A 16939-nucleotide genomic window follows, 5' to 3' on the forward strand; every position below is an offset into this window, starting at 1 on the left:
CCGGGCCGCGCCGGAGCCTCAGCGGCCCGCCGGCTCCGGCCCGGGGGCGGTTTCCGTGCCGGCGGCCTGCAGGGCCGCGGCGGTGATGCGGCGCACCATCGAGCCGAAGATGTGGCCGTGAAACGGGGCCACTGACCACCAGTAGAGCCGCCCGGCGAGCCCGCGGGGGAAGAAGACGGCCCGCTGGCGGTACAGGCTGCCGGATCCCCGCGGTTCGATCGTGAACTCGAGCCACGCGTTTCCGGGGACGCGCATCTCCGCGCGAAGCCGCAGGAGCCGGTCCTGCTCCACTTCCTCGACGCGCCAGAAGTCGACGACGTCGCCGAGCAGGAGGCGCGTGCTGCTGCGGCGGCCGCGCCGCAGTCCCACGCCGCCGGCGAGCTTGTCGATCAGCCCGCGGACGCCCCAGGCGCCCGGCAGCGAGTACCAGCCGTTTCCTCCGCCGATTCCCTGGACGACGCCGAACACGGCTTCCGGGGGAGCGTCGACGTCGAGCTCGCGGACGTCGACGTAGACGGGGCGCCCGGCCCAGTCAGGATCGCTGGGCAACGGGTCGGCGGGCTGGGCGACGGCGTGCGCGGTGGCCCACGAGGTCTCCACGGCGTCGGTGCCGATCTTCTCCAGGGCGAGTTCCACGGCCCGGCGGTAGGGCGTCAGTCCGCCGGCGGGGCGCGGGACGAGGTGGTCTATGCGCCGTTCGCGCACCACGCAGTCGTGTTGCAGGGAGCCGACGAGTGGAACGGCGAGCGAGCGCGGGATCGGCGTCACGAGGTTCACCCATTGGGCGGCCAGCCATGGCGTGAGGACGGGGAGCGGGAGGATCGCGGGCCGCCGCAGTCCCGCGGCCTCGGCGTAGAGGCGCATCATGTCGGCGTAGCTGTGCGCTTCCGGGCCTCCGACGTCGAACGCCCCTGAGGTTCCGGCAGGCAGCGAGGCGCACGCGCACAAGTAGTGCAGGGCGTCGCGCACGGCGATGGGCTGGACGCGATTGAGCACCCACCGCGGCGCGGGCATGACGGGCAGGACTTCGGTCAGGTGCCGCACCATCTCGAAGCTCGCCGAGCCGGATCCGATGACGAGCCCCGCCTGGAGGACCACCGTGGGGACTCCCGACGCGGACAGGAGCTCTCCCACGCGCACCCGGGAGCGCAGGTGCCGGCTGAGCTCCCCGTCGGGATGCAGCCCCGAGAGGTAGACGATCCGCCCCACGCCACGGGTCCGGGCGGCCTCGGCCATCACGCGGGCACAGCGTTCCTCGGCGTCTTCGAAGTCCGGATGCCCGCCCATGGAATGCACCAGGTAGTAGAGGGTGTCCACACCGGCGCACAGGCGTTCGGCCGCCTCCCGCTCCTCGCAGCTTCCCTCGACCACCTCGACCGACCCCGCCCAGGGGATGTCGCGCAATCGGGCCGCGCGGCGGGTGAGGACGCGGACCTCGTGGCCGGCCTCGATCAGCCGAGGCACGAGGCGGCCGCCGATGTAGCCGGTGGCTCCCGCGACGGCGATGCGGCTCATGCGTCGCCCGTTTCCCTCGGCCCGCTGGACGCCGGCGGGCGTCCACCCGCTTCTCCCGTTGCCCGAAGGCGTTTCACGGTGCGTTCCCGCCGCCAGCGCAGCAGGGCCGTGCCGAGGGCGACGGCGCCGGCCGCCACCGCCGCGGCCCACGCGATCGGCGGCGACGCCGGTCCGTCGCCCAGCCGGCCCGCAGCGATCCAGGCCAGTCCCCACGCGAGGGCCAGGGAGGGGCCGATGCGTCCACGCCCGTAGGCGGCGACCGCGAGCCCGACGACGACCGCTACGGCGAGCACCGCGATCCCGGCCGGCTCCACCCAGTCCGCCCAGTCCTGGCGCCCGCTTCCCGGGGCCGGCGTGCCGGTCGCGCCGACGCCGAGCGAGCCGAGCCAGCCGGCCGCGTTGGCGACCGTGGCCACGGACACCCAGCCCAGGTACAGGCCGAACGTCCCGTCCACCAGCACGAGCTCGGAACGCGCGGCGCCGCGGCGCTCGCCCAGGAGCATCAGGATCCGGCACAGCACGGCGAGCAGCACCACGATCACGATGAGGCTCAGCCAGAGGAGCCCGGCCTGGACCACCCAGATCCAGACGCCGTTGAGCAGGGCCGAGGCGGCGGCCCACGGGCGCAGTCGCGCGTGGAAGGCGCTGCCGCGCGAGAGCGGCAGGAGTTGCAGCACGGCGTAGCCCGCCAGCCCCGCGTAGATCACCGACCAGATGCGGAACGCCCCCGTGCCGGGTGCGAGGGGAGTGCTGTCGGAGTCCAGCCATCCGCCGGCGGCCTCCTGGATCGGCGTGCCGCCCGCCGCGCCGCTGCCGACGAACGCGAGGAAGATCGCCGCGGCGACCGCGGCGGCCGTCCCGAGGGCGGGAGCGATACCTCCGGCGGGGGCCCCGATGTGCGCGGCGCCGCGCGTGTCCGCGTGTGGATTTTCGGTCATGGCAATCAGTGTCCTCCTGCTGGCGGGACCGCCCGAACTTCTTGCTAGCCAATCTAACAATAAACTAAGTAAGATACTTCCATGGACGATGCGAGCGCGGACACCGCGACCCTGGCCCCGGACCGGCCCCCGGCGCCCGACGCCGGGACGATCCGACCGGCGATCGACGGCGACATCCACGCGGTCCAGTCCCTGCTGGCCAGCCAGCTCGCGCGGCAGAGGCGGCGGGCGGAACGGTTCTCCGCCGAGGCCGCCCGGCTGTGGCGCCGGCTCGAGTCTACGGTCCCGGGCGGCAAGATGACCCGGCCGCGGCTCGTGGCCCTCGGCTTCGACGCCTTCGGCGGAGGGGACCGGGAACCGATGCACCGACTGGCCTGCGCGTTCGAACTGCTCCACGCGGCCCTGCTCATCCACGACGACGTGATCGACCGCGACGTCCTGCGCCGCGGAAACCCGACCGTCGGGGCGTCCTACGCCGAACGCGCCGCGGCGCAACGCGCGCCGCACGCCCGCCACGCCGGCGACAGCGTCGCGATCATCGCTGGGGACCTGCTCCTGGCCGCCGCGGTCCGGCTGGCCGCCGACGCGGTCGCCGGCCGGCGGGAGGCGGACGACGTCCTCGACGCCTTCCACGGGGCCGTCGAGGCCGCGGCCGCCGGCGAGCTCGAGGACGTGCTGTTGTCCTGGGGCGACGAGCCCGCACCGCTCGCGGACGTGCTGCGCATGGAACGGCTCAAGACCGCCTCCTACTCCTTCGAGGCCCCGTTGCGCGCGGGCGCCCTCCTCGCCGGGGCGGATCCCGTCGCGGCCGCCGCGCTCGCCGCCGTCGGGCGGGAGCTCGGCGCCGCCTACCAGATCGCAGACGACGTCCTCGGGACGTTCGGGCACCCGGGAGCCACGGGCAAGCCGTCGGACTCGGACCTGCGCGAGGGCAAGAGCACCGTACTGACCGCCCTCGCCGTCCAGGACCCGGAGGCCGCGTCGCTCCTGCGCGCCGACCGGGACGCGCGGCGCCGCGGGGAGGACCCCGACCCCGCCGCGGCCAAGCGCGCGCTGCAGGCCAGCGGCGCGCCCGGGGAGGCGCGGCGCATCGCCTCCGCGCTCTGCCGGTCCGCGCTCGACCGCGCGGCCGGGCTCAAGCTGCCGTCCGGCGTCGTCCTCGAGATCGAGCGGCTCGGTGCCCTCGTGATGCAGCGGTGCAGCTGAGATGCGCCCGACCCCGCTCGGCCTCTACACCCGGACCGCCGCCCACGGCTCCGGCATGGTCCTGGAGGCCTACTCGACGTCGTTCTCGCTGGCCTGCCGGCTGCTCGGGCGCCGCACCCGCGCCCACATCGCCAACGTCTACGCCCTGGTCCGGCTGGCCGACGAGGTCGTCGACGGCGTCGCCGCCGAGGCGGGCCTGCCGCCCGAGCGGATCGCGGCCGTTCTCGACGGGCTGGAAGAGGAGACGGAGGCCGCGCTCGCCTGCGGCTACAGCACCAACCTCGTGGTCCACGCCTTCGCGGCCACGGCCCGCGCGCACGGCATCGGCCCGGAACTGACCCGCCCCTTCTTCGCCTCCATGCGCGCCGATGTCCACGCCCGCAGCTACACCGCCGCCGAGCTCGGGAGCTACATCTACGGCTCCGCCGAGGTCGTCGGGCTGCTGTGCCTGCGCGTCTTCTCCGCGATGCCCGGCACCGCACCCGGCCACGACGCCGAGCTCGAGGCCTCCGCCCGCGCGCTCGGCGCCGCGTTCCAGAAGGTCAACTTCCTGCGCGACCTCGCCGCCGACTCCGCCGGGCTCGGCCGCAGCTACCTGCCCGGCACTGCCGGCGGGACGCTCAGCGAGGCGCGGAAGGCGGAGCTCGTCGCCGAGATCCGCGCGGACCTCGACGCCGCCCGGTCCGGCATCTCCTACCTCGACCACCGTGCCGCGCGCGCCGTCCTGCTGGCCCACCGCCTCTTCGGCCGCCTGCTGCTCCAGCTCGAGCGCACCCCGGCGGCCGGGATCGCGGCCCGCCGCGTCCGCGTCGGCCCCGTCCGCAAGGCCGCGATCGCCGCCTCGGTACTCGCCGTGCCACTCCCGGGACGGGCGCCCTCCCGCGCCCCGCGCCCGGGACGCCCGGAACCCGAGGGGCGCCCGGAACCCGTGCCGGGCTCGGAACCCGTGCCGCGCCCGGGGCGGGCGGCGTGAGCGGGCCGGGCTCCGTCGTCGTCATCGGGGCGGGATTCGCGGGACTTGCGACGGCGGGGCTGCTCGCCGCCGCTGGCCACCGGGTCACCGTGCTGGAGCAGCATCCCGTGCCCGGCGGCCGCGCGGGGCGGATCGAGGACCGCGGCTTCCGCTTCGACACGGGCCCGTCCTGGTACCTCATGCCAGACGTCATCGACCACTGGTTCCGGCTCATGGGCAGCAGCGCCGCCGCCGAGCTGGACCTGGTCCGGCTCGATCCCGGCTACCGCACATGGTTCGAGGGCTCGTCCGAGCCGCTGGACCTCACCGCCGGGCCGCGGGCGCTCGAGGCCTTCGACCGGCTCAGCCCCGGGGCCGGGCCCGCGCTGCGCCGCTACCTCGACGACGCGCGCGAGAGCCACGACCTGGCGCTCGGGCACTTCCTCTACGAGGACTTCGCGACGCCGTCGGCCTTCCTGCGGCCCGAGGTGCTGCGCCGCGCCCCGCGCCTGGCCGGGCTGCTCGCCGGGAGCCTCGAGGGGCACGTGGCCCGGCGCTTCGCCGACCCGCGGCTGCGCCAGGTCCTGGGCTACCCGGCCGTCTTCCTGGGCAGCAGCCCGGCCCGCACGCCGGCGCTCTACCACCTCATGAGCCACCTCGACCTGGGCCAGGGCGTCCTGTATCCGCAGGGCGGTTTCGCGGCGCTCGTCGATGCGATGGTCCGCCTCGTCGAGGGCGCCGGGGTCCGGCTGGTCACGGAGGCGCGGGCGCGCCGGATCCTGACGGCGCGGCGCGGTGCCGCGCGGGCCCGGGTCACGGGCGTCCAGTACGACGACGGGGCGGGCACCGTGCGCACGATCGCCGCCGACACGGTGGTCGCCGCCGCGGACCTGCACCACGTCGAGACCGCCCTGCTCCCGGCGGAGCTGCGCACGCATCCGGAGCGGCGCTGGAGGCGGCGGGACCCCGGGCCGAGCGCCGTCCTGGCGATGCTCGGGGTACGGGGACCGCTGCCGGAGCTGGCCCACCACAACCTGCTCTTCACGCGCGACTGGGCGGACAACTTCGGCCGGATCCACGCGGGACGGCCGCTGTTGCCGGAGACCAGCATGTACGTCTGCCGTCCCAGCGCCACGGACCCCTCGGTCGCGCCGGCCGGCCACGAGAACCTGTTCCTCCTGGTCCCGGCACCGGCCCGGCCGGACTGGGGCCGCGGGGGAGTGGACGGGACCGGGGATCCGGCCGTCGAGGCCGTCGCGGACGCGGCCGTGGACCAGTTGGCGGCCTGGGCCGGGATCAAGGATCTGCGCGGGCGGATCACCGTGCGCCACACGCGCGGCCCGGCGGACTTCGCCGAGACGCTCAACGCCTGGAGGGGCTCCGCCCTGGGGCCCGCGCACACCCTGGCCCAGAGCGCGTTCCTGCGCCCCGGCAACCGCAGCCGCCGCGTCGACGGGCTGCACTACGCGGGCAGCTCGGTCCGGCCCGGCATCGGCGTGCCGATGTGCCTCATCAGCGCCGAGGTCACGGCCCGGGCCGTGATGGGGCTTGCCGGCGGTGGGCGGCTGCCCGAGCCCGCCGGGAGGGCCGCGCCGTGACCTACCTGCTGATCCTGCTCGGGCTCCTCGCCTGCATGACCGCGCTCGATGCGCGGTACCGCCTCTTCCTCTTCCGCGCCCCGCTGCCGGCCCTCGCGGCCCTGGCCGTGGGCACGGCCGTGCTCCTGGCCTGGGATGCGTGGGCGATCGCCGAGGGGATCTTCCTGCACCGCGACTCGGTCTGGATGACGGGCATCATGCTCGCCGATCAACTGCCGCTCGAGGAGGCGTTCTTCCTGGTGTTCCTCTGCTACCAGTCGATGGTCCTGGTCGCCGGGCTGCAGGCCGTGCTCGCCGCCCGCGGACGGGACGGGGGCCGGGCATGAGCCTTGCCGCGATGACGTGGATCTTCCTCGGGGCGGCCGCGTTGCTGTTCACCGCGGCCCTTCTGCTGCGCCGCATCCCGCCGCGCGCCGTCCTGCCACCCGTGGGCGGGGCGCTGGCCGTGGTCCTGCTGCTGACGGCCGTGTTCGACAACCTGATGATCGCCGCCGGATTGTTCGACTACGGCGAGCACGGGCTCAGCGGCCTGCGGATCGGCCTCGCCCCCGTGGAGGACCTCGGCTACGCCGCGACCGCCGTGCTCCTCGTGCCGGCCGTGTACTGGCTCGCCGGCGGGCCCGCGGAGAGGGGGGCAGGCGTGAGGGCGACGGCGGACGGCGGGCGGACGTCGGCGGCCGGCACCCTCGCGGGGCTGCTCGCGACCTCCCGTCCCCTGTCGTGGATCAACACCGCCTACCCCTTCGCCGCCGCCTACCTGCTCACCGCGGGACGGGTCGACGCCGCCTTCGTGGTGGGGACGCTGTTCTTCCTGGTGCCCTACAACCTCGCGATGTACGGGATCAACGACGTCTTCGACCACGACTCCGACCTGCGCAATCCGCGCAAGGGCGGTGTCGAGGGCGCCGTGCTGGAGAAGGCGCGGCATCGAGGGGTGCTGTGGGCGGCAGGCCTGGCCGGCGCGCCGTTCGTCGCCGTCCTGCTGGCCTGGGGGACGTGGGTCTCGGCCCTCGTGCTGGCCGGATCCCTCGCCGCCGTCTACGCCTACAGCGCCCCCGGGCTGCGCTTCAAGGAGGTGCCCGGCCTGGACTCGGCCACGTCGAGCCTGCACTTCGTCTCGCCGGCCGTGTTCGGGCTCGCGCTCGCCGGGGCGGAACCCACGCCGCAGCTGGGCGCGCTGCTGGCAGCGTTCTTCCTGTGGGGGATGGCGAGCCACGCCTTCGGGGCGGTGCAGGACGTCGTGCCGGACCGCGAGGCGGGGATCGCCTCGATCGCCACCGTGTGCGGGGCGCGGCGCACGGTCCGCGGCGCGGCCGCCGCCTACCTGCTCGCCGGGGCGCTCATGCTGACAACGGCGTGGCCGGGGCCGTGGGCGGCCCTCCTGGCGCTGCCCTACGTGGCCAACGTCCTGCCGTTCGTGCGGATCGACGACGCCGGGTCCGCCGCCGCGCACGCCGGCTGGCGGCGCTTCCTGTGGTTGAACTACGTGACGGGGTTCCTCGTGACCCTGCTCCTCATCGCGGCATGGTGGGGACGCTGACATGAAGGGCGCTGAGATGACTGGAGGGGACGGTGCCGAGGGCGCGGTCTCGGTCGTGTGGTTCCGCGACGACCTGCGCACGGCGGACCACCCCGCGCTCGCCGCCGCCCTCGCCGCGGGGCCGGCCGTCGGACTGTTCGTCCTCGACGAGGCCTCGCCCGGGGTCCGCCCGCTCGGCGGGGCGGCGCGGTGGTGGCTGCACCACGCGCTCCAGGAGCTCGGGGAGCGGCTGGCCGGACTCGGCGTGCCGCTCATCCTGCGCAGTGGCCCGGCGGCCCGCGAGGTCGCCGACGTCGTGCGCGCACTCGCGGCCGGGCGGCGCGGGGCCGGTCCCGGAAGGGCGGTGGGACTGCACTTCAACGAGCGCCACGGCGGTCCCGAGCGCGCCGTGGACGCCGAGGCCACCCGGGAACTGCGCACGACCGGTGCCGCCGTGCACGCGCACCGGGCCCTGCTGTTGCATGACCCGGCCACGCTCCTGACCTCGACCGGCGGCCACTACCGCGTCTTCACGCCCTTCTCCCGCGCCGTCGTCGACCGCGCCGGGGGAGGCTTCCGCCGGCCCGAGGGCGTGCCGCGGCCGGCCGCCGACACCATCCCGCCCGCGCCGTCGCCCGTCCCCGCCGCGCGGGACACCGTCCGCGCCGGTGCCTCGTCCGACGGTCCGCCGTCGTGCTCCGCAGCCCCGGCGGGGGAACCGGCGCGGCTCCCGCGCTCCGATGCGCTCGCCGACTGGGGCCTCGACGCCCGCGGCGCCGCGTGGACCAGGGGGCTCGACGAGGCCTGGCGCCCGGGGGAGTCCGCCGCGCTGGAGCGCCTCGATCAGGTTCGCGCCGGCGGGCTGGCCGCCTACGGCGCCGAGCGCGACCGGCCCGACCTCGACGGAACGTCCCGCCTGTCGCCGGCGCTGCGCTGGGGGCACGTGAGCCCGCACCAGCTCTGGTGGGCCGTGGAGGAGTCCCGTGCCGCCGCGGACGACGCCGGCTCGGCCGCCCAGCTGCAACGGCAGCTGCTGTGGCGGGAGTTCTCCTGGCACCAGCTGCACCACGAGCCCCGGCTTCCCACGGAGAACCTGCGGCCGGAGTTCGACGCCTTCGACTGGGCGCGGGCCGGCGACGGACCCGGAGAGGCCGCGGCGTTCTCCGCGTGGCGCCGGGGCGAGACGGGCTTCGCCATGGTCGACGCCGGCATGCGCCAGCTGTGGAGGACGGGTTGGATGCACAACCGGGCCCGCATGGTCACCGCGAGCTTCCTCGTGAAGAACCTGGGGCTGCACTGGAGGGACGGCGAGGCCTGGTTCTGGGACACGCTCGTGGACGCCGACGCCGCCTCCAACCCGGTGAACTGGCAGTGGGTCGCGGGCTGCGGGAACGACGCCGCGCCCTACTTCCGGGTGCTCAACCCCGAGCGGCAGCGCGCCCGCTTCGACCCGGCCGGGCGGTACGCGGCCCGGTTCGCGCCCGAGGTGAGGGACCCCGTCGTCGACCTCGCCGAGAGCCGGGCGGCGACGCTCGAGGCCCATGCCCGCATGCGCGCCGCGCGGGGCTAGGATAGTTAGCCAACCTTGATACCAGCCCAGCCGCGGCCCAGCGGCGAGAGAAACCCGAGAGGTGCCTGAGCCCATGACCGACGCACCGCGGCACGAGTCGTTCAGCCTGGCCTCGAGCGATCCCGAGGGGCGCCTCGTCGACCGCGGCGGGCTGGGCCCGGCGGAGCTGGCGCAGGTCGACGCGATCATGGAGCAGATGGGGCGCCTGCGCGCGGCCGAACGCGCGATCGCCGCGGCCTCCCAGCGCTACATGCGGCTCGGCGAGACGGACATGCGGGCGATCCGCTTCCTCATCTCCGCGAAGAACACCGGCGGCACGGTGACGCCCGGCGCTCTCGCCCGGCACCTCGGGATCACGACCGCGTCCATCACCAAGCTCCTCGACCGGCTCGAGGCAGGAGGCCATGTGGTCCGGAGCCCGCATCCCACGGACCGCCGCTCGCAACGCATCGAGGTCACCGCCGAGACGCACCTGGTCGCGCGGGAGCAGGTCGGCCGGCACCACGCCGTGCGCTTCGGCGCGGCCGCGCGGCTCACGCCCGCCGAGCGCGACGTCGTCATCCGCTACCTGCGGGAGTCGGCGGACGACTTGAGCGCGAGCCTCGGCGCGGCGGAACCTGGCGCCTAGGGCTCGATCCCCGCGGCGGCCGGCAGGAACGGGCGTCCCGCCTTGGCGCAGCAGCCCGGCCGGCAGACGTCGTACCACGGGCCGAGGGGCGTGGTCCGGGCCCGCTCGGAGGCCGGGACCCCGGAGAGCCGCTCCTCGACAAGGTCCGCGAGCCCCGCGACGAACGCCGGATGCGTGCCCGGAGTGGGCGTGCGGATGAACGCGAGTCCGGCGTCGCGGGCCGTCTCGGCCGCCTCCTCGTCGAGGTCCCACATGACCTCCATGTGGTCGGAGACGAAGCCGATCGGCACCACGACCACGGCCCGGCGACCCACCCCGGGCAGCGCGGAGATCGCGTCGTTCACATCCGGCTCGAGCCAAGGCTGCGAGGCGGGCCCGGAACGCGACTGGTAGACCAGCTGCCACGGCGGGGTCACTGCGTCCCGCCCGGTCTGGGCCGCGAACTCCCGCGCCGCCTCCCCGGCCACGAGCCCGGCGATGGCCCGGTGCTGGGCGGCGTAGGCGCCGCCCCCGCCGAAGTCCCGCGCGGGAGGGCCCGAGGCCTCGGCGTCGCCGAGCGGAATCGAATGGGTGGCGAAGAGGAGCTCGATGTCCGTGGCCGGATCGAGCGACGCGTCGTCGTGGACCAGGTCGCGCAGCGCTGCCGCGACCGTCTCGACGAAGGGCCGGACGAATCCCGGGTGGTCGAAGTACTGGCGGACCTTGTCCAGCTCGATCCGGCCTCCCGCGGCCGAGCCGGCGCGTGCCAGGTCCTCCCGGTACTGGCGGCAGCTGGAGTAGGAGGAGTAGGCGCTCGTGGTCACGGCCAGGACGCGGCCCATCCCGGCGTCGGCCGCCTCCCGCAGGACGTCGTCGGCGAATGGTGCCCAGTTCCGGTTCCCCCACAGGACGGGGAGCCGGCTGCCGCGGCGGCGCAGCTCGGCCTCGAGGGCCTCGCGCAGCGCGCGGTTCTGCGCGTTGATCGGGCTCACGCCGCCGAAGTGGCGGTAGTGCGTGGCGACTTCCTCGAGTCGTTCGTCGGGGATTCCGCGGCCGCGCGTGACGTTGCGCAGGAACGGGATGACGTCGTCCTGCCCTTCGGGGCCGCCGAAGGAAAGCAGGAGCACGGCGTCGTAGTCCGTGGGCTGTTCGACGTGGGGCTGCGTCCGGGCGCTGCTGGTCATGGGTTCCGCCTCTTCCTAGGTCTCTTGCGTAGAAAGTATCATGCCTGTCTAGCTAAATTCTTCCCTCACCCCCTCTCGTCTTGCCCCGCAACACCCACCGGGGAATCGTCGTGACGCGCGCGCTATGACAGCGCAGGGATGGATCGTGATGAGGGGAAGGCAAGCGCGGGTGAGGGTAGCGGGCGGCGTCGGTGGCCGGGCGCCGGGCGTGCCGGCGCCTAGGCTGGGGCCGTGGCCTCCAACCACCCGCACGCCGCGCCATCGTCCGGCTCCCCGCGCGACGACTCCGACGCCCGCCCCGTGCGCCCCCGCCACGGTTCCCTCCGCGCCGCGCGCTGGGCGGCCCTCGCCGCGGCCCTGCTCTGGTGGGGCGGCGGTGCCCTCTACGACGCCCTTGCCGCGGGCACCTCCCGGATCCCCGTCGAGGCGGCCGGCCTCGTGCTGCCGACGACCGTCCCGCGCTGGGTCGCCACATCGCAAGCCCCGTGGAACCTCCTCGTGCCGCTCGCCTCGGCGCTGCTGCTCGGCGCCCTCGTCTTCGCCCTGGCCCGCCTCGTCCTTCCCCGGACCAGTGACGGGGAGGACGACGCCGATGCCGCCTCCCGCGCGCCCCGCTTCCTCGCGCTGTGGTTCTCCGTGGTGCTCGCGGTCCGCCGGCGGGCGCCGGATGCGCCCGGCCGTTCGCCGGACGCCCCGCCCCGCACTGCGGCCCTCGCCGTCGTCGTCCTCGAACCCGGTGGAGCGGCCCGCGCCCTCCTGGGGTGGAATGCCATGGCGGGGGCGGGCGACACACGCGCGGGCACGCTGCTCGTGGCGCCGTACGCGGGCGCCGAGCGCGCCAAGCTCCCCGTGGACCTCGACATCGTGGACGGCGGCGCGGTGGCCGTGACCGCGTGGGAGCCGGTGGGGTCCGCGCGCCCCTAGACTGGCCGGGTGAGCCAGCAGTACGACGCCGAACCCGCGCCTCCCGGCCCCGTCCCGCCTCCCGGGGCGGCGGCCGAACTGGTCCAGCAGATCGTGCTGCTCGTCGATCGCGGGGATCCGGCCCCGGAGGCCGAGGGCATCGCGGCCGCCGCGCTCGCTTCCGTGGCCGCGTTCATCGCCGCGCCCGAGGCCGCCGGGTGGAGGCCGTGGGCCGAGGGCTCCTTCGCGAAGGCCGTCCGGCGCGCCGACGCCAAGGCGTTCGCCAAGGTCCGGGACGGGTTCCCCGACCATGCGCTCGCCGCGTCCGGCGCGGGCCGGGCGATCGCGTTCGAGCCCGTCGCCGCCGATGCGGTCCCGCCGCGGATCCGCAAGCTCCAGGTCTCGGGCACCGAGCTGCCGCGTGCCACACCGGCCGGCCACGCCGTCCCGGCCGAGCGCGGTGCGAAGGGAGGGGGCGCGCCCGGGGCGGGCCCCGGCGCCGCGCCCTCCGGGGATCCCGCGGGGCTCGTGGTGGTGCTCAACGACGCCCTGGGCATGTCCACGGGCAAGGCGGCGGCGCAGGCCGCGCACGCGCTCTTCGCGTGGCTGCTCGCGGCGGATCCGGCGCGGCTGGACGCCTGGCTGCGCGCCGGGCGCCCGCTCGCGGTGCGGCGGTTGGGCGCAGCGGCGTTTGACCAGGCCGTCGCCGGGAGCGGGGCCGGGCCGCTGATCCAGGATGCGGGCCGGACGGAGATCGCCCCGGGGTCGGCGACGGCGTGCGTGGTCGATGACGTGGAACGATTTGCTTGAACTCTCAACTAAATCGGCGTACGCTGGACGCATGAGCACAGCCACGGCCCTTCCCCCGGTCCTCTTCCTCTCCCACGGCGCCCCGCCGCTGGCCGACGACGCGACGTGGACCGCGGAGCTGGCCGGGTGGTGTGAATCGCAACGGTAAGTGGCGTGTTTTTCGCGGCGCTTAGTGGCCGATGAGTAGGGCTCGCCGTGCAGTGTCGACAATCTCGGGGGTGAGTCCGGCGAGGGCGTTGACCGTTTGGACGCGTTCGATCTGGGTGGTCAGCCGGTCGACGAGGCGGAAGTTGCCGCCGGTGATGCGGACGATGGTCGCGATGGCTGTTGCGTGTGCGAGACCGCCATCGGCTTCGTCGTTCCCTGGCGGGAAACGTCGGGTCAAAACTGCGGTGAGTTCCTCGGGGGTGAGTTGGCGGTATTCGTGCGCGAAGCCGATGCGGCTATAGAGCTGCGGGTAGCGGGCCAGGCGCTTTTCGATCCCCGGCATTCCGATGAGTATGATGCCCATGGTGTGCCGATCGAAATAGTCGCGGACCTGTTCGAGGCCGGCGGTCTTGAGGCGGTCGGCCTCGTCGATGATGAGCAGTTCGGTGCGGCCGCTGGAGCGTGACTCGCGGTGGATGAAGGGATCCACGACGCCGTGTTCGGCCTAGTCGAGAGCATAGGAAATCTGTTGGCAGACGCGCGGGAGCCCTTGGCCAATTTCCCGGACGCTTGCCGAGACCGTGGGGGTGAAGAATGCGGTGCGGGATTCGAGCACGCGTTCAGGTACGGGATCGAGGTGCTCGGGGAAGGGCAGCTGCCATTGTTCCCAATCGTCGGCGCCGGCGTAATGCCGGGCCGAAAGGGTTTTGCCGACCCCAGGCGATCCCCAGCACAGACCGATGTAGCGGTGGGCGCGGACGGCGTCTGCGAATTCGGTGAAGCGGCGGTGTTCTCGCGTGAGCTGGAATGGCGGCCTCGGGTGCTGCGGCGGCGGGCCGAGGTTCATCTCGCCAGTGTCCGCGGAAAGAAAGCGCCGGCCGTCATCTCCCGGGCCGAGGACGCTATGGGTGCGATCAGTCGGTTTCATAGAGGCGCAATCGGTGTCGTGGCGGGACTTCTTCGATGGTGTCCTGTTTCGCGTCCGTATCTGTATCCGCAGCTGTTCGCGGAACATAGCGGGCATCGGCGGGCAGGGCATCGGCGAGGCTGCGGCGTTGCCGCAATTGTTTTTTGAGGTTTCGTCGTTGTTGCGACCGAGCGGCTTGCAGTTCCTTGAGCGAGACGGAGTCCGCTGCCAGCTCGGGTGCGATCGCGCGGCAGAGAAACGCATCGTTGAAGTAGACGCGGATTTCCCCGACGTCGCGGGGATTGAACCGCACGGTGACGTGTTCGCCGACGTAGGCGGCGAGGATGGGTGAGACGTACCGGGTGGCGGCGAACTTGATGCCGTCGCGTTGCACCTTCCGGGTCGCAGTCGCAGTGAGCAAGAGCAAGTCGAGGTCCTCGGGGTGCGCCGGTGCGCGCGGGATGAAACCGGAAGCTCCCCAGCGCTGCACGGGGACCTCGTGCGTCTGGGAATGGGGGCGGCAGTTGTATTCGGTGATGATGAACTGCTCCAGGATCCCATCGAGCTGTTCCAGGGTGAGCGCGGGGGTGGTGACAGGGGCGCCGCGGGTCCCGTGCGGGATGTGGCCGGGCAGGTGGGGCAGGAGCTCGGTGGCGATGGTCCCGTAGAAGCGCTCGATCTTCCCGCGCCCCTGCGGGACGCCGACCCGGGAGTGGATAAGACGGACGTGGGTGTCCAGGCAGACTTGGTTGAGGCGTTCGGAGGTGAAATCAGACCCGTGGTCGCTGTAGAGCACCTCGGGCAAGCCATAGATCGGCCAGGTTGGGTTGGTCTTGGTGTTGACGGCCTGGTGCAGGGCCAGCGCGGTTTGTTCCGCCGACGGGGCCCCGGTGAAGAGGGTGTATCCGGCAACGGCGCGGGAATAGTCATCCAACACGACCGTGAGCCACGGCCGCACCGCGGTCCCTTTCCTGCCCAGGACCATGATGTCCAGCAGTGTATGGTCGGCCTGCCACTGCTCGTTGGGGCGGGCAGTGGCGCGGCGGAACACCAACTCGAAGCGATCCCGGTACGCGGCATCCCCTTCTTGCGCAAGCGTGCGAAGTCCCGGGTCGATGGAACCGATGATCGCACGAACACTGGAGTAACTCGGCGGACTGAGTCCGCGGTCGGCCGCGATGTCGCCCACGCGGCGGTGGATGAAGGCGGCGGTGGGTTCGGGGCGCTGAAGGGCCAGTGCTTCGATGGCCTCGATGAGTTCGGCCGGGATCCGCCGGTGACCGTGATCGGTACGGCGGGTACGCTGCAAACCCCTAGATGTTGGGTCGGCGCGATACTTCGCGGACCAGCGCGCCAGTGTCCGCAGCGGCACCCCCGACTCGGCGGCGATGCGAGTCCAAGGGGCGCCGCCATCATGTTGGCCCAGCAAGGCGAGTTTCTCCGAAACGCTTCGCGGGGCCATCATCGATCACATGCTCTTGATCGAGCCGGCGTCTTGTCCGAGGTGGCGGTAGAGCGTCGCCCGGCTCCACCCGACCAGGCGTGCCGCGTCCTCGGCGGTGCGTCCCCTCAACCGGGCATCCTTCGCGATCGCGAGCTTGTCGGCGATCACCGCAGGGTCCGAGAGCGGCCGGCCGAAACGAGTGCCGCCTTTCCGTGCGGCGGCGATCCCGGCATTGACGCGCTCCACGATCAGCTCGCGCTCATACTCGGCCAGGGAGGCCAGCAGAGGGTGTTTCATAGAGTGTGTAAGGGTCCGGTCTCTAACTGGGGTGTGACCTGTGGTTTCACCCCTTTGAAAGGACGGGCCTCATGGCAGATACCAACACCATTCCGAACCCTCTTGAAGGCGTTCTCAGCGCCGATCAGATCGACGCCCTCGTCACCGCCGCGGAGGATCTCGGGCAGGGGCGCCACGGCGTCGAGGAGCTGCTGGCGCGAATGACCCGCGCGGTCCTGGAACGGAGCCTGGAGACCGAGATGAGCGACCACCTCGGCTACGAGTCCGGGGACCCCGCCGGGGCCGGGACGGGAAACTCGCGCAACGGCAAGACCACCAAGAACGTGCAGACCCTGCAGGGGCCGGTGCAGATCACCGTGCCACGGGATCGGAACGGCTCCTTCGCGCCGGTCATTGTGCCCAAGCGGTCCCGCCGGCTGGGCAAGGTCGAGGACATGATCCTCTCGCTCTACGCCCGTGGGATGAGCACCCGCGACATCGGGGCCCACCTCGAGGAGATCTACGGGGCCAAGGTCTCCGCCGCGACGATCTCCCGGGTCACCGACGTCATCGCCGACGAGGTCGCCCAATGGCAGAACCGGCCGCTGGAAGCGGTGTATCCGATCGTCTACATCGACGCGATCTGGCTGAAGATCCGTGACGGCGGGGTCGTGGCGAACAGGGCCTGCCACATCGCCGTGGGCGTGGACGTCGAGGGCCGCAAGCAGGTCCTGGGCCTGTGGCTGGGCGCTTCGGAGGGGGCGAAGTTCTGGGCCAACGTGCTCACCGAGATCCGCAATCGCGGCGCCACGGACATCCTGGTCCTGTGTTGCGACGGGCTGAGCGGCCTGCCGGCGGCGGTGAACAGCATCTACCCGCAGACCGTGGTCCAGACGTGCGTGGTGCACCTGCTGCGCTCGGCGATGCGCTACGCCTCCTACGGGGACCGCAAGGCGATGGCCAAGGACATGCGTCCGATCTACACGGCTCCGACCGTGCAGGCCGCGGAGCTGGCCATGGAGGCCTTCGCCGAGGCCTGGCAGGCCAAGGCCCCCGGGGCGGTGCTGGCGTGGAGGAACGCGTGGGAGGACTTCACCCCGTTCCTGGCGTTCACACCCGAGATACGCAAGGTCATCTACACCACGAACCAGATCGAATCGATCAACTACCAGCTCCGGAAGATCACCAAGACCAGGGGCTCGTTCCCCTCCGACGACGCGGCGCTCAAGCTGGTCTACCTGGGGATCCGGAACATCGAGACCACCCGCGGAGGCGAGCTCGGAACCGGCACCCAGGGATGGCACCAGGCCCTGAACGCCTTCGCCGTCCAATTCCCCAACCGACTCCCGATCTGACCACCCGG

16 protein-coding genes and 2 pseudogenes are annotated in these 16939 nt (G+C 73.2%); 11 read left to right on the top strand and 7 right to left on the bottom strand.

The window, feature by feature from the left end; translation table 11 throughout:
• Positions 1 to 18 precede the first annotated feature (18 nt).
• Positions 19 to 1515 (bottom strand): SDR family oxidoreductase, encoded by a 1497-nt coding sequence (locus ACQ3I4_RS08540; RefSeq protein WP_430633335.1) that lies wholly within the window; start codon positions 1513 to 1515, stop codon positions 19 to 21.
• Entirely contained in the window at positions 1512 to 2453 is a 942-nt protein-coding gene (locus ACQ3I4_RS08545) for a TspO/MBR family protein (RefSeq protein ID WP_329861117.1), read from the bottom strand. Before ACQ3I4_RS08545 ends, ACQ3I4_RS08540 begins: the two co-directional genes overlap by 4 nt.
• Positions 2454 to 2534: 81 nt before the next feature.
• Between ACQ3I4_RS08545 and ACQ3I4_RS08550 the strand changes: the two genes are divergently transcribed.
• The 7 genes from ACQ3I4_RS08550 (at position 2535) to ACQ3I4_RS08580 (ending at position 9926) form a co-directional block, all read left to right on the top strand.
• Entirely contained in the window at positions 2535 to 3659 is a 1125-nt protein-coding gene (locus ACQ3I4_RS08550; RefSeq protein ID WP_430633336.1) for a polyprenyl synthetase family protein, read from the top strand.
• A 1-nt stretch (position 3660) separates the two neighbouring features.
• On the top strand, positions 3661 to 4632 hold the full coding sequence (locus tag ACQ3I4_RS08555) for a squalene/phytoene synthase family protein (protein WP_430633337.1): 972 nt from the start codon (positions 3661 to 3663) through the stop codon (positions 4630 to 4632).
• Positions 4629 to 6209, top strand: coding sequence for a phytoene desaturase family protein (crtI, locus tag ACQ3I4_RS08560; RefSeq protein WP_430633338.1), 1581 nt, complete (start codon positions 4629 to 4631; stop codon positions 6207 to 6209). The genes ACQ3I4_RS08555 and crtI overlap by 4 nt, the downstream gene beginning before the upstream one ends.
• Positions 6206 to 6535 carry a lycopene cyclase domain-containing protein gene (locus ACQ3I4_RS08565; RefSeq protein WP_329861113.1) on the top strand — a complete coding sequence of 110 codons (330 nt, stop codon included), beginning with the start codon at positions 6206 to 6208 and terminating at the stop codon, positions 6533 to 6535. The genes crtI and ACQ3I4_RS08565 overlap by 4 nt, the downstream gene beginning before the upstream one ends.
• On the top strand, positions 6532 to 7749 hold the full coding sequence (locus ACQ3I4_RS08570) for a prenyltransferase (protein WP_430633339.1): 1218 nt from the start codon (positions 6532 to 6534) through the stop codon (positions 7747 to 7749). Before ACQ3I4_RS08565 ends, ACQ3I4_RS08570 begins: the two co-directional genes overlap by 4 nt.
• A 16-nt stretch (positions 7750 to 7765) precedes the next feature.
• Positions 7766 to 9298: a cryptochrome/photolyase family protein gene (locus ACQ3I4_RS08575; RefSeq protein WP_430633340.1), complete on the top strand. Its 1533-nt coding sequence runs from the start codon at positions 7766 to 7768 to the stop codon at positions 9296 to 9298.
• A gap of 73 nt (positions 9299 to 9371) precedes the next feature.
• A complete protein-coding gene (locus tag ACQ3I4_RS08580) occupies positions 9372 to 9926 on the top strand; it encodes a MarR family winged helix-turn-helix transcriptional regulator (protein ID WP_329861109.1) in 555 nt (184 codons plus the stop codon).
• On the opposite strand, the gene ACQ3I4_RS08585 is transcribed toward ACQ3I4_RS08580, so the two are convergent.
• Complete coding sequence (locus ACQ3I4_RS08585) at positions 9923 to 11089, bottom strand: ferrochelatase (RefSeq protein ID WP_329861108.1); 1167 nt, start codon at positions 11087 to 11089, stop codon at positions 9923 to 9925. The two genes, ACQ3I4_RS08580 and ACQ3I4_RS08585, sit on opposite strands and share 4 nt — an antisense overlap.
• A gap of 231 nt (positions 11090 to 11320) precedes the next feature.
• Here ACQ3I4_RS08585 and ACQ3I4_RS08590 point away from each other — a divergent pair, with 231 nt between their 5' ends.
• The 3 genes and pseudogenes from ACQ3I4_RS08590 to ACQ3I4_RS08600 form a co-directional block, all read left to right on the top strand.
• Entirely contained in the window at positions 11321 to 12013 is a 693-nt protein-coding gene (locus ACQ3I4_RS08590) for a hypothetical protein (protein WP_430633341.1), read from the top strand.
• A gap of 9 nt (positions 12014 to 12022) precedes the next feature.
• Positions 12023 to 12802, top strand: a complete 780-nt coding sequence (locus ACQ3I4_RS08595; protein ID WP_430633342.1) for a peptidyl-tRNA hydrolase — start codon at positions 12023 to 12025, stop codon at positions 12800 to 12802.
• A 31-nt stretch (positions 12803 to 12833) separates the two neighbouring features.
• Positions 12834 to 12932 (top strand): annotated as a pseudogene (locus tag ACQ3I4_RS08600) (dioxygenase); the annotation flags it as partial.
• Positions 12933 to 12971: 39 nt separating this feature from the next.
• On the opposite strand, the gene ACQ3I4_RS08605 reads toward ACQ3I4_RS08600, so the two are convergent.
• The 4 genes and pseudogenes from ACQ3I4_RS08605 to ACQ3I4_RS08620 form a co-directional block, all read right to left on the bottom strand.
• On the bottom strand, positions 12972 to 13439 hold the full coding sequence (locus ACQ3I4_RS08605; RefSeq protein WP_430633343.1) for an AAA family ATPase: 468 nt from the start codon (positions 13437 to 13439) through the stop codon (positions 12972 to 12974).
• Between the two features lie 15 nt (positions 13440 to 13454).
• Positions 13455 to 13796 carry a hypothetical protein gene (locus ACQ3I4_RS08610; protein WP_430633344.1) on the bottom strand — a complete coding sequence of 114 codons (342 nt, stop codon included), beginning with the start codon at positions 13794 to 13796 and terminating at the stop codon, positions 13455 to 13457.
• Positions 13797 to 13863: 67 nt separating this feature from the next.
• Complete coding sequence (locus ACQ3I4_RS08615) at positions 13864 to 15321, bottom strand: Mu transposase C-terminal domain-containing protein (RefSeq protein ID WP_430633345.1); 1458 nt, start codon at positions 15319 to 15321, stop codon at positions 13864 to 13866.
• A 3-nt stretch (positions 15322 to 15324) separates the two neighbouring features.
• Positions 15325 to 15600 (bottom strand): annotated as a pseudogene (locus ACQ3I4_RS08620) (recombinase family protein); the annotation flags it as partial.
• A gap of 68 nt (positions 15601 to 15668) precedes the next feature.
• On the opposite strand from ACQ3I4_RS08620, the gene ACQ3I4_RS08625 reads away from it, so the two are divergent.
• On the top strand, positions 15669 to 16931 hold the full coding sequence (locus ACQ3I4_RS08625) for an IS256 family transposase (protein WP_329864319.1): 1263 nt from the start codon (positions 15669 to 15671) through the stop codon (positions 16929 to 16931).
• The last annotated feature ends 8 nt before the right edge of the window (positions 16932 to 16939 follow it).

The organism is Zafaria sp. Z1313, assembly GCF_050563205.1.
Classification (GTDB): Bacteria; Actinomycetota; Actinomycetes; order Actinomycetales; family Micrococcaceae; genus JAZDCJ01.

Bases quoted from the DNA above. Each gene is read 5' to 3' on its own strand.
- ACQ3I4_RS08540 (WP_430633335.1), bottom strand. From the start codon at position 1,515: ATGAGCCGCATCGCCGTCGCGGGAGCCACCGGCTACATCGGCGGCCGC.
- ACQ3I4_RS08545 (WP_329861117.1), bottom strand. From the start codon at position 2,453: ATGACCGAAAATCCACACGCGGACACGCGCGGCGCCGCGCACATCGGG.
- ACQ3I4_RS08550 (WP_430633336.1), top strand. From the start codon at position 2,535: ATGGACGATGCGAGCGCGGACACCGCGACCCTGGCCCCGGACCGGCCC.
- ACQ3I4_RS08555 (WP_430633337.1), top strand. From the start codon at position 3,661: ATGCGCCCGACCCCGCTCGGCCTCTACACCCGGACCGCCGCCCACGGC.
- ACQ3I4_RS08570 (WP_430633339.1), top strand. From the start codon at position 6,532: ATGAGCCTTGCCGCGATGACGTGGATCTTCCTCGGGGCGGCCGCGTTG.
- ACQ3I4_RS08575 (WP_430633340.1), top strand. From the start codon at position 7,766: ATGACTGGAGGGGACGGTGCCGAGGGCGCGGTCTCGGTCGTGTGGTTC.
- ACQ3I4_RS08580 (WP_329861109.1), top strand. From the start codon at position 9,372: ATGACCGACGCACCGCGGCACGAGTCGTTCAGCCTGGCCTCGAGCGAT.
- ACQ3I4_RS08585 (WP_329861108.1), bottom strand. From the start codon at position 11,089: ATGACCAGCAGCGCCCGGACGCAGCCCCACGTCGAACAGCCCACGGAC.
- ACQ3I4_RS08610 (WP_430633344.1), bottom strand. From the start codon at position 13,796: ATGAACCTCGGCCCGCCGCCGCAGCACCCGAGGCCGCCATTCCAGCTC.
- ACQ3I4_RS08615 (WP_430633345.1), bottom strand. From the start codon at position 15,321: ATGATGGCCCCGCGAAGCGTTTCGGAGAAACTCGCCTTGCTGGGCCAA.
- ACQ3I4_RS08625 (WP_329864319.1), top strand. From the start codon at position 15,669: ATGGCAGATACCAACACCATTCCGAACCCTCTTGAAGGCGTTCTCAGC.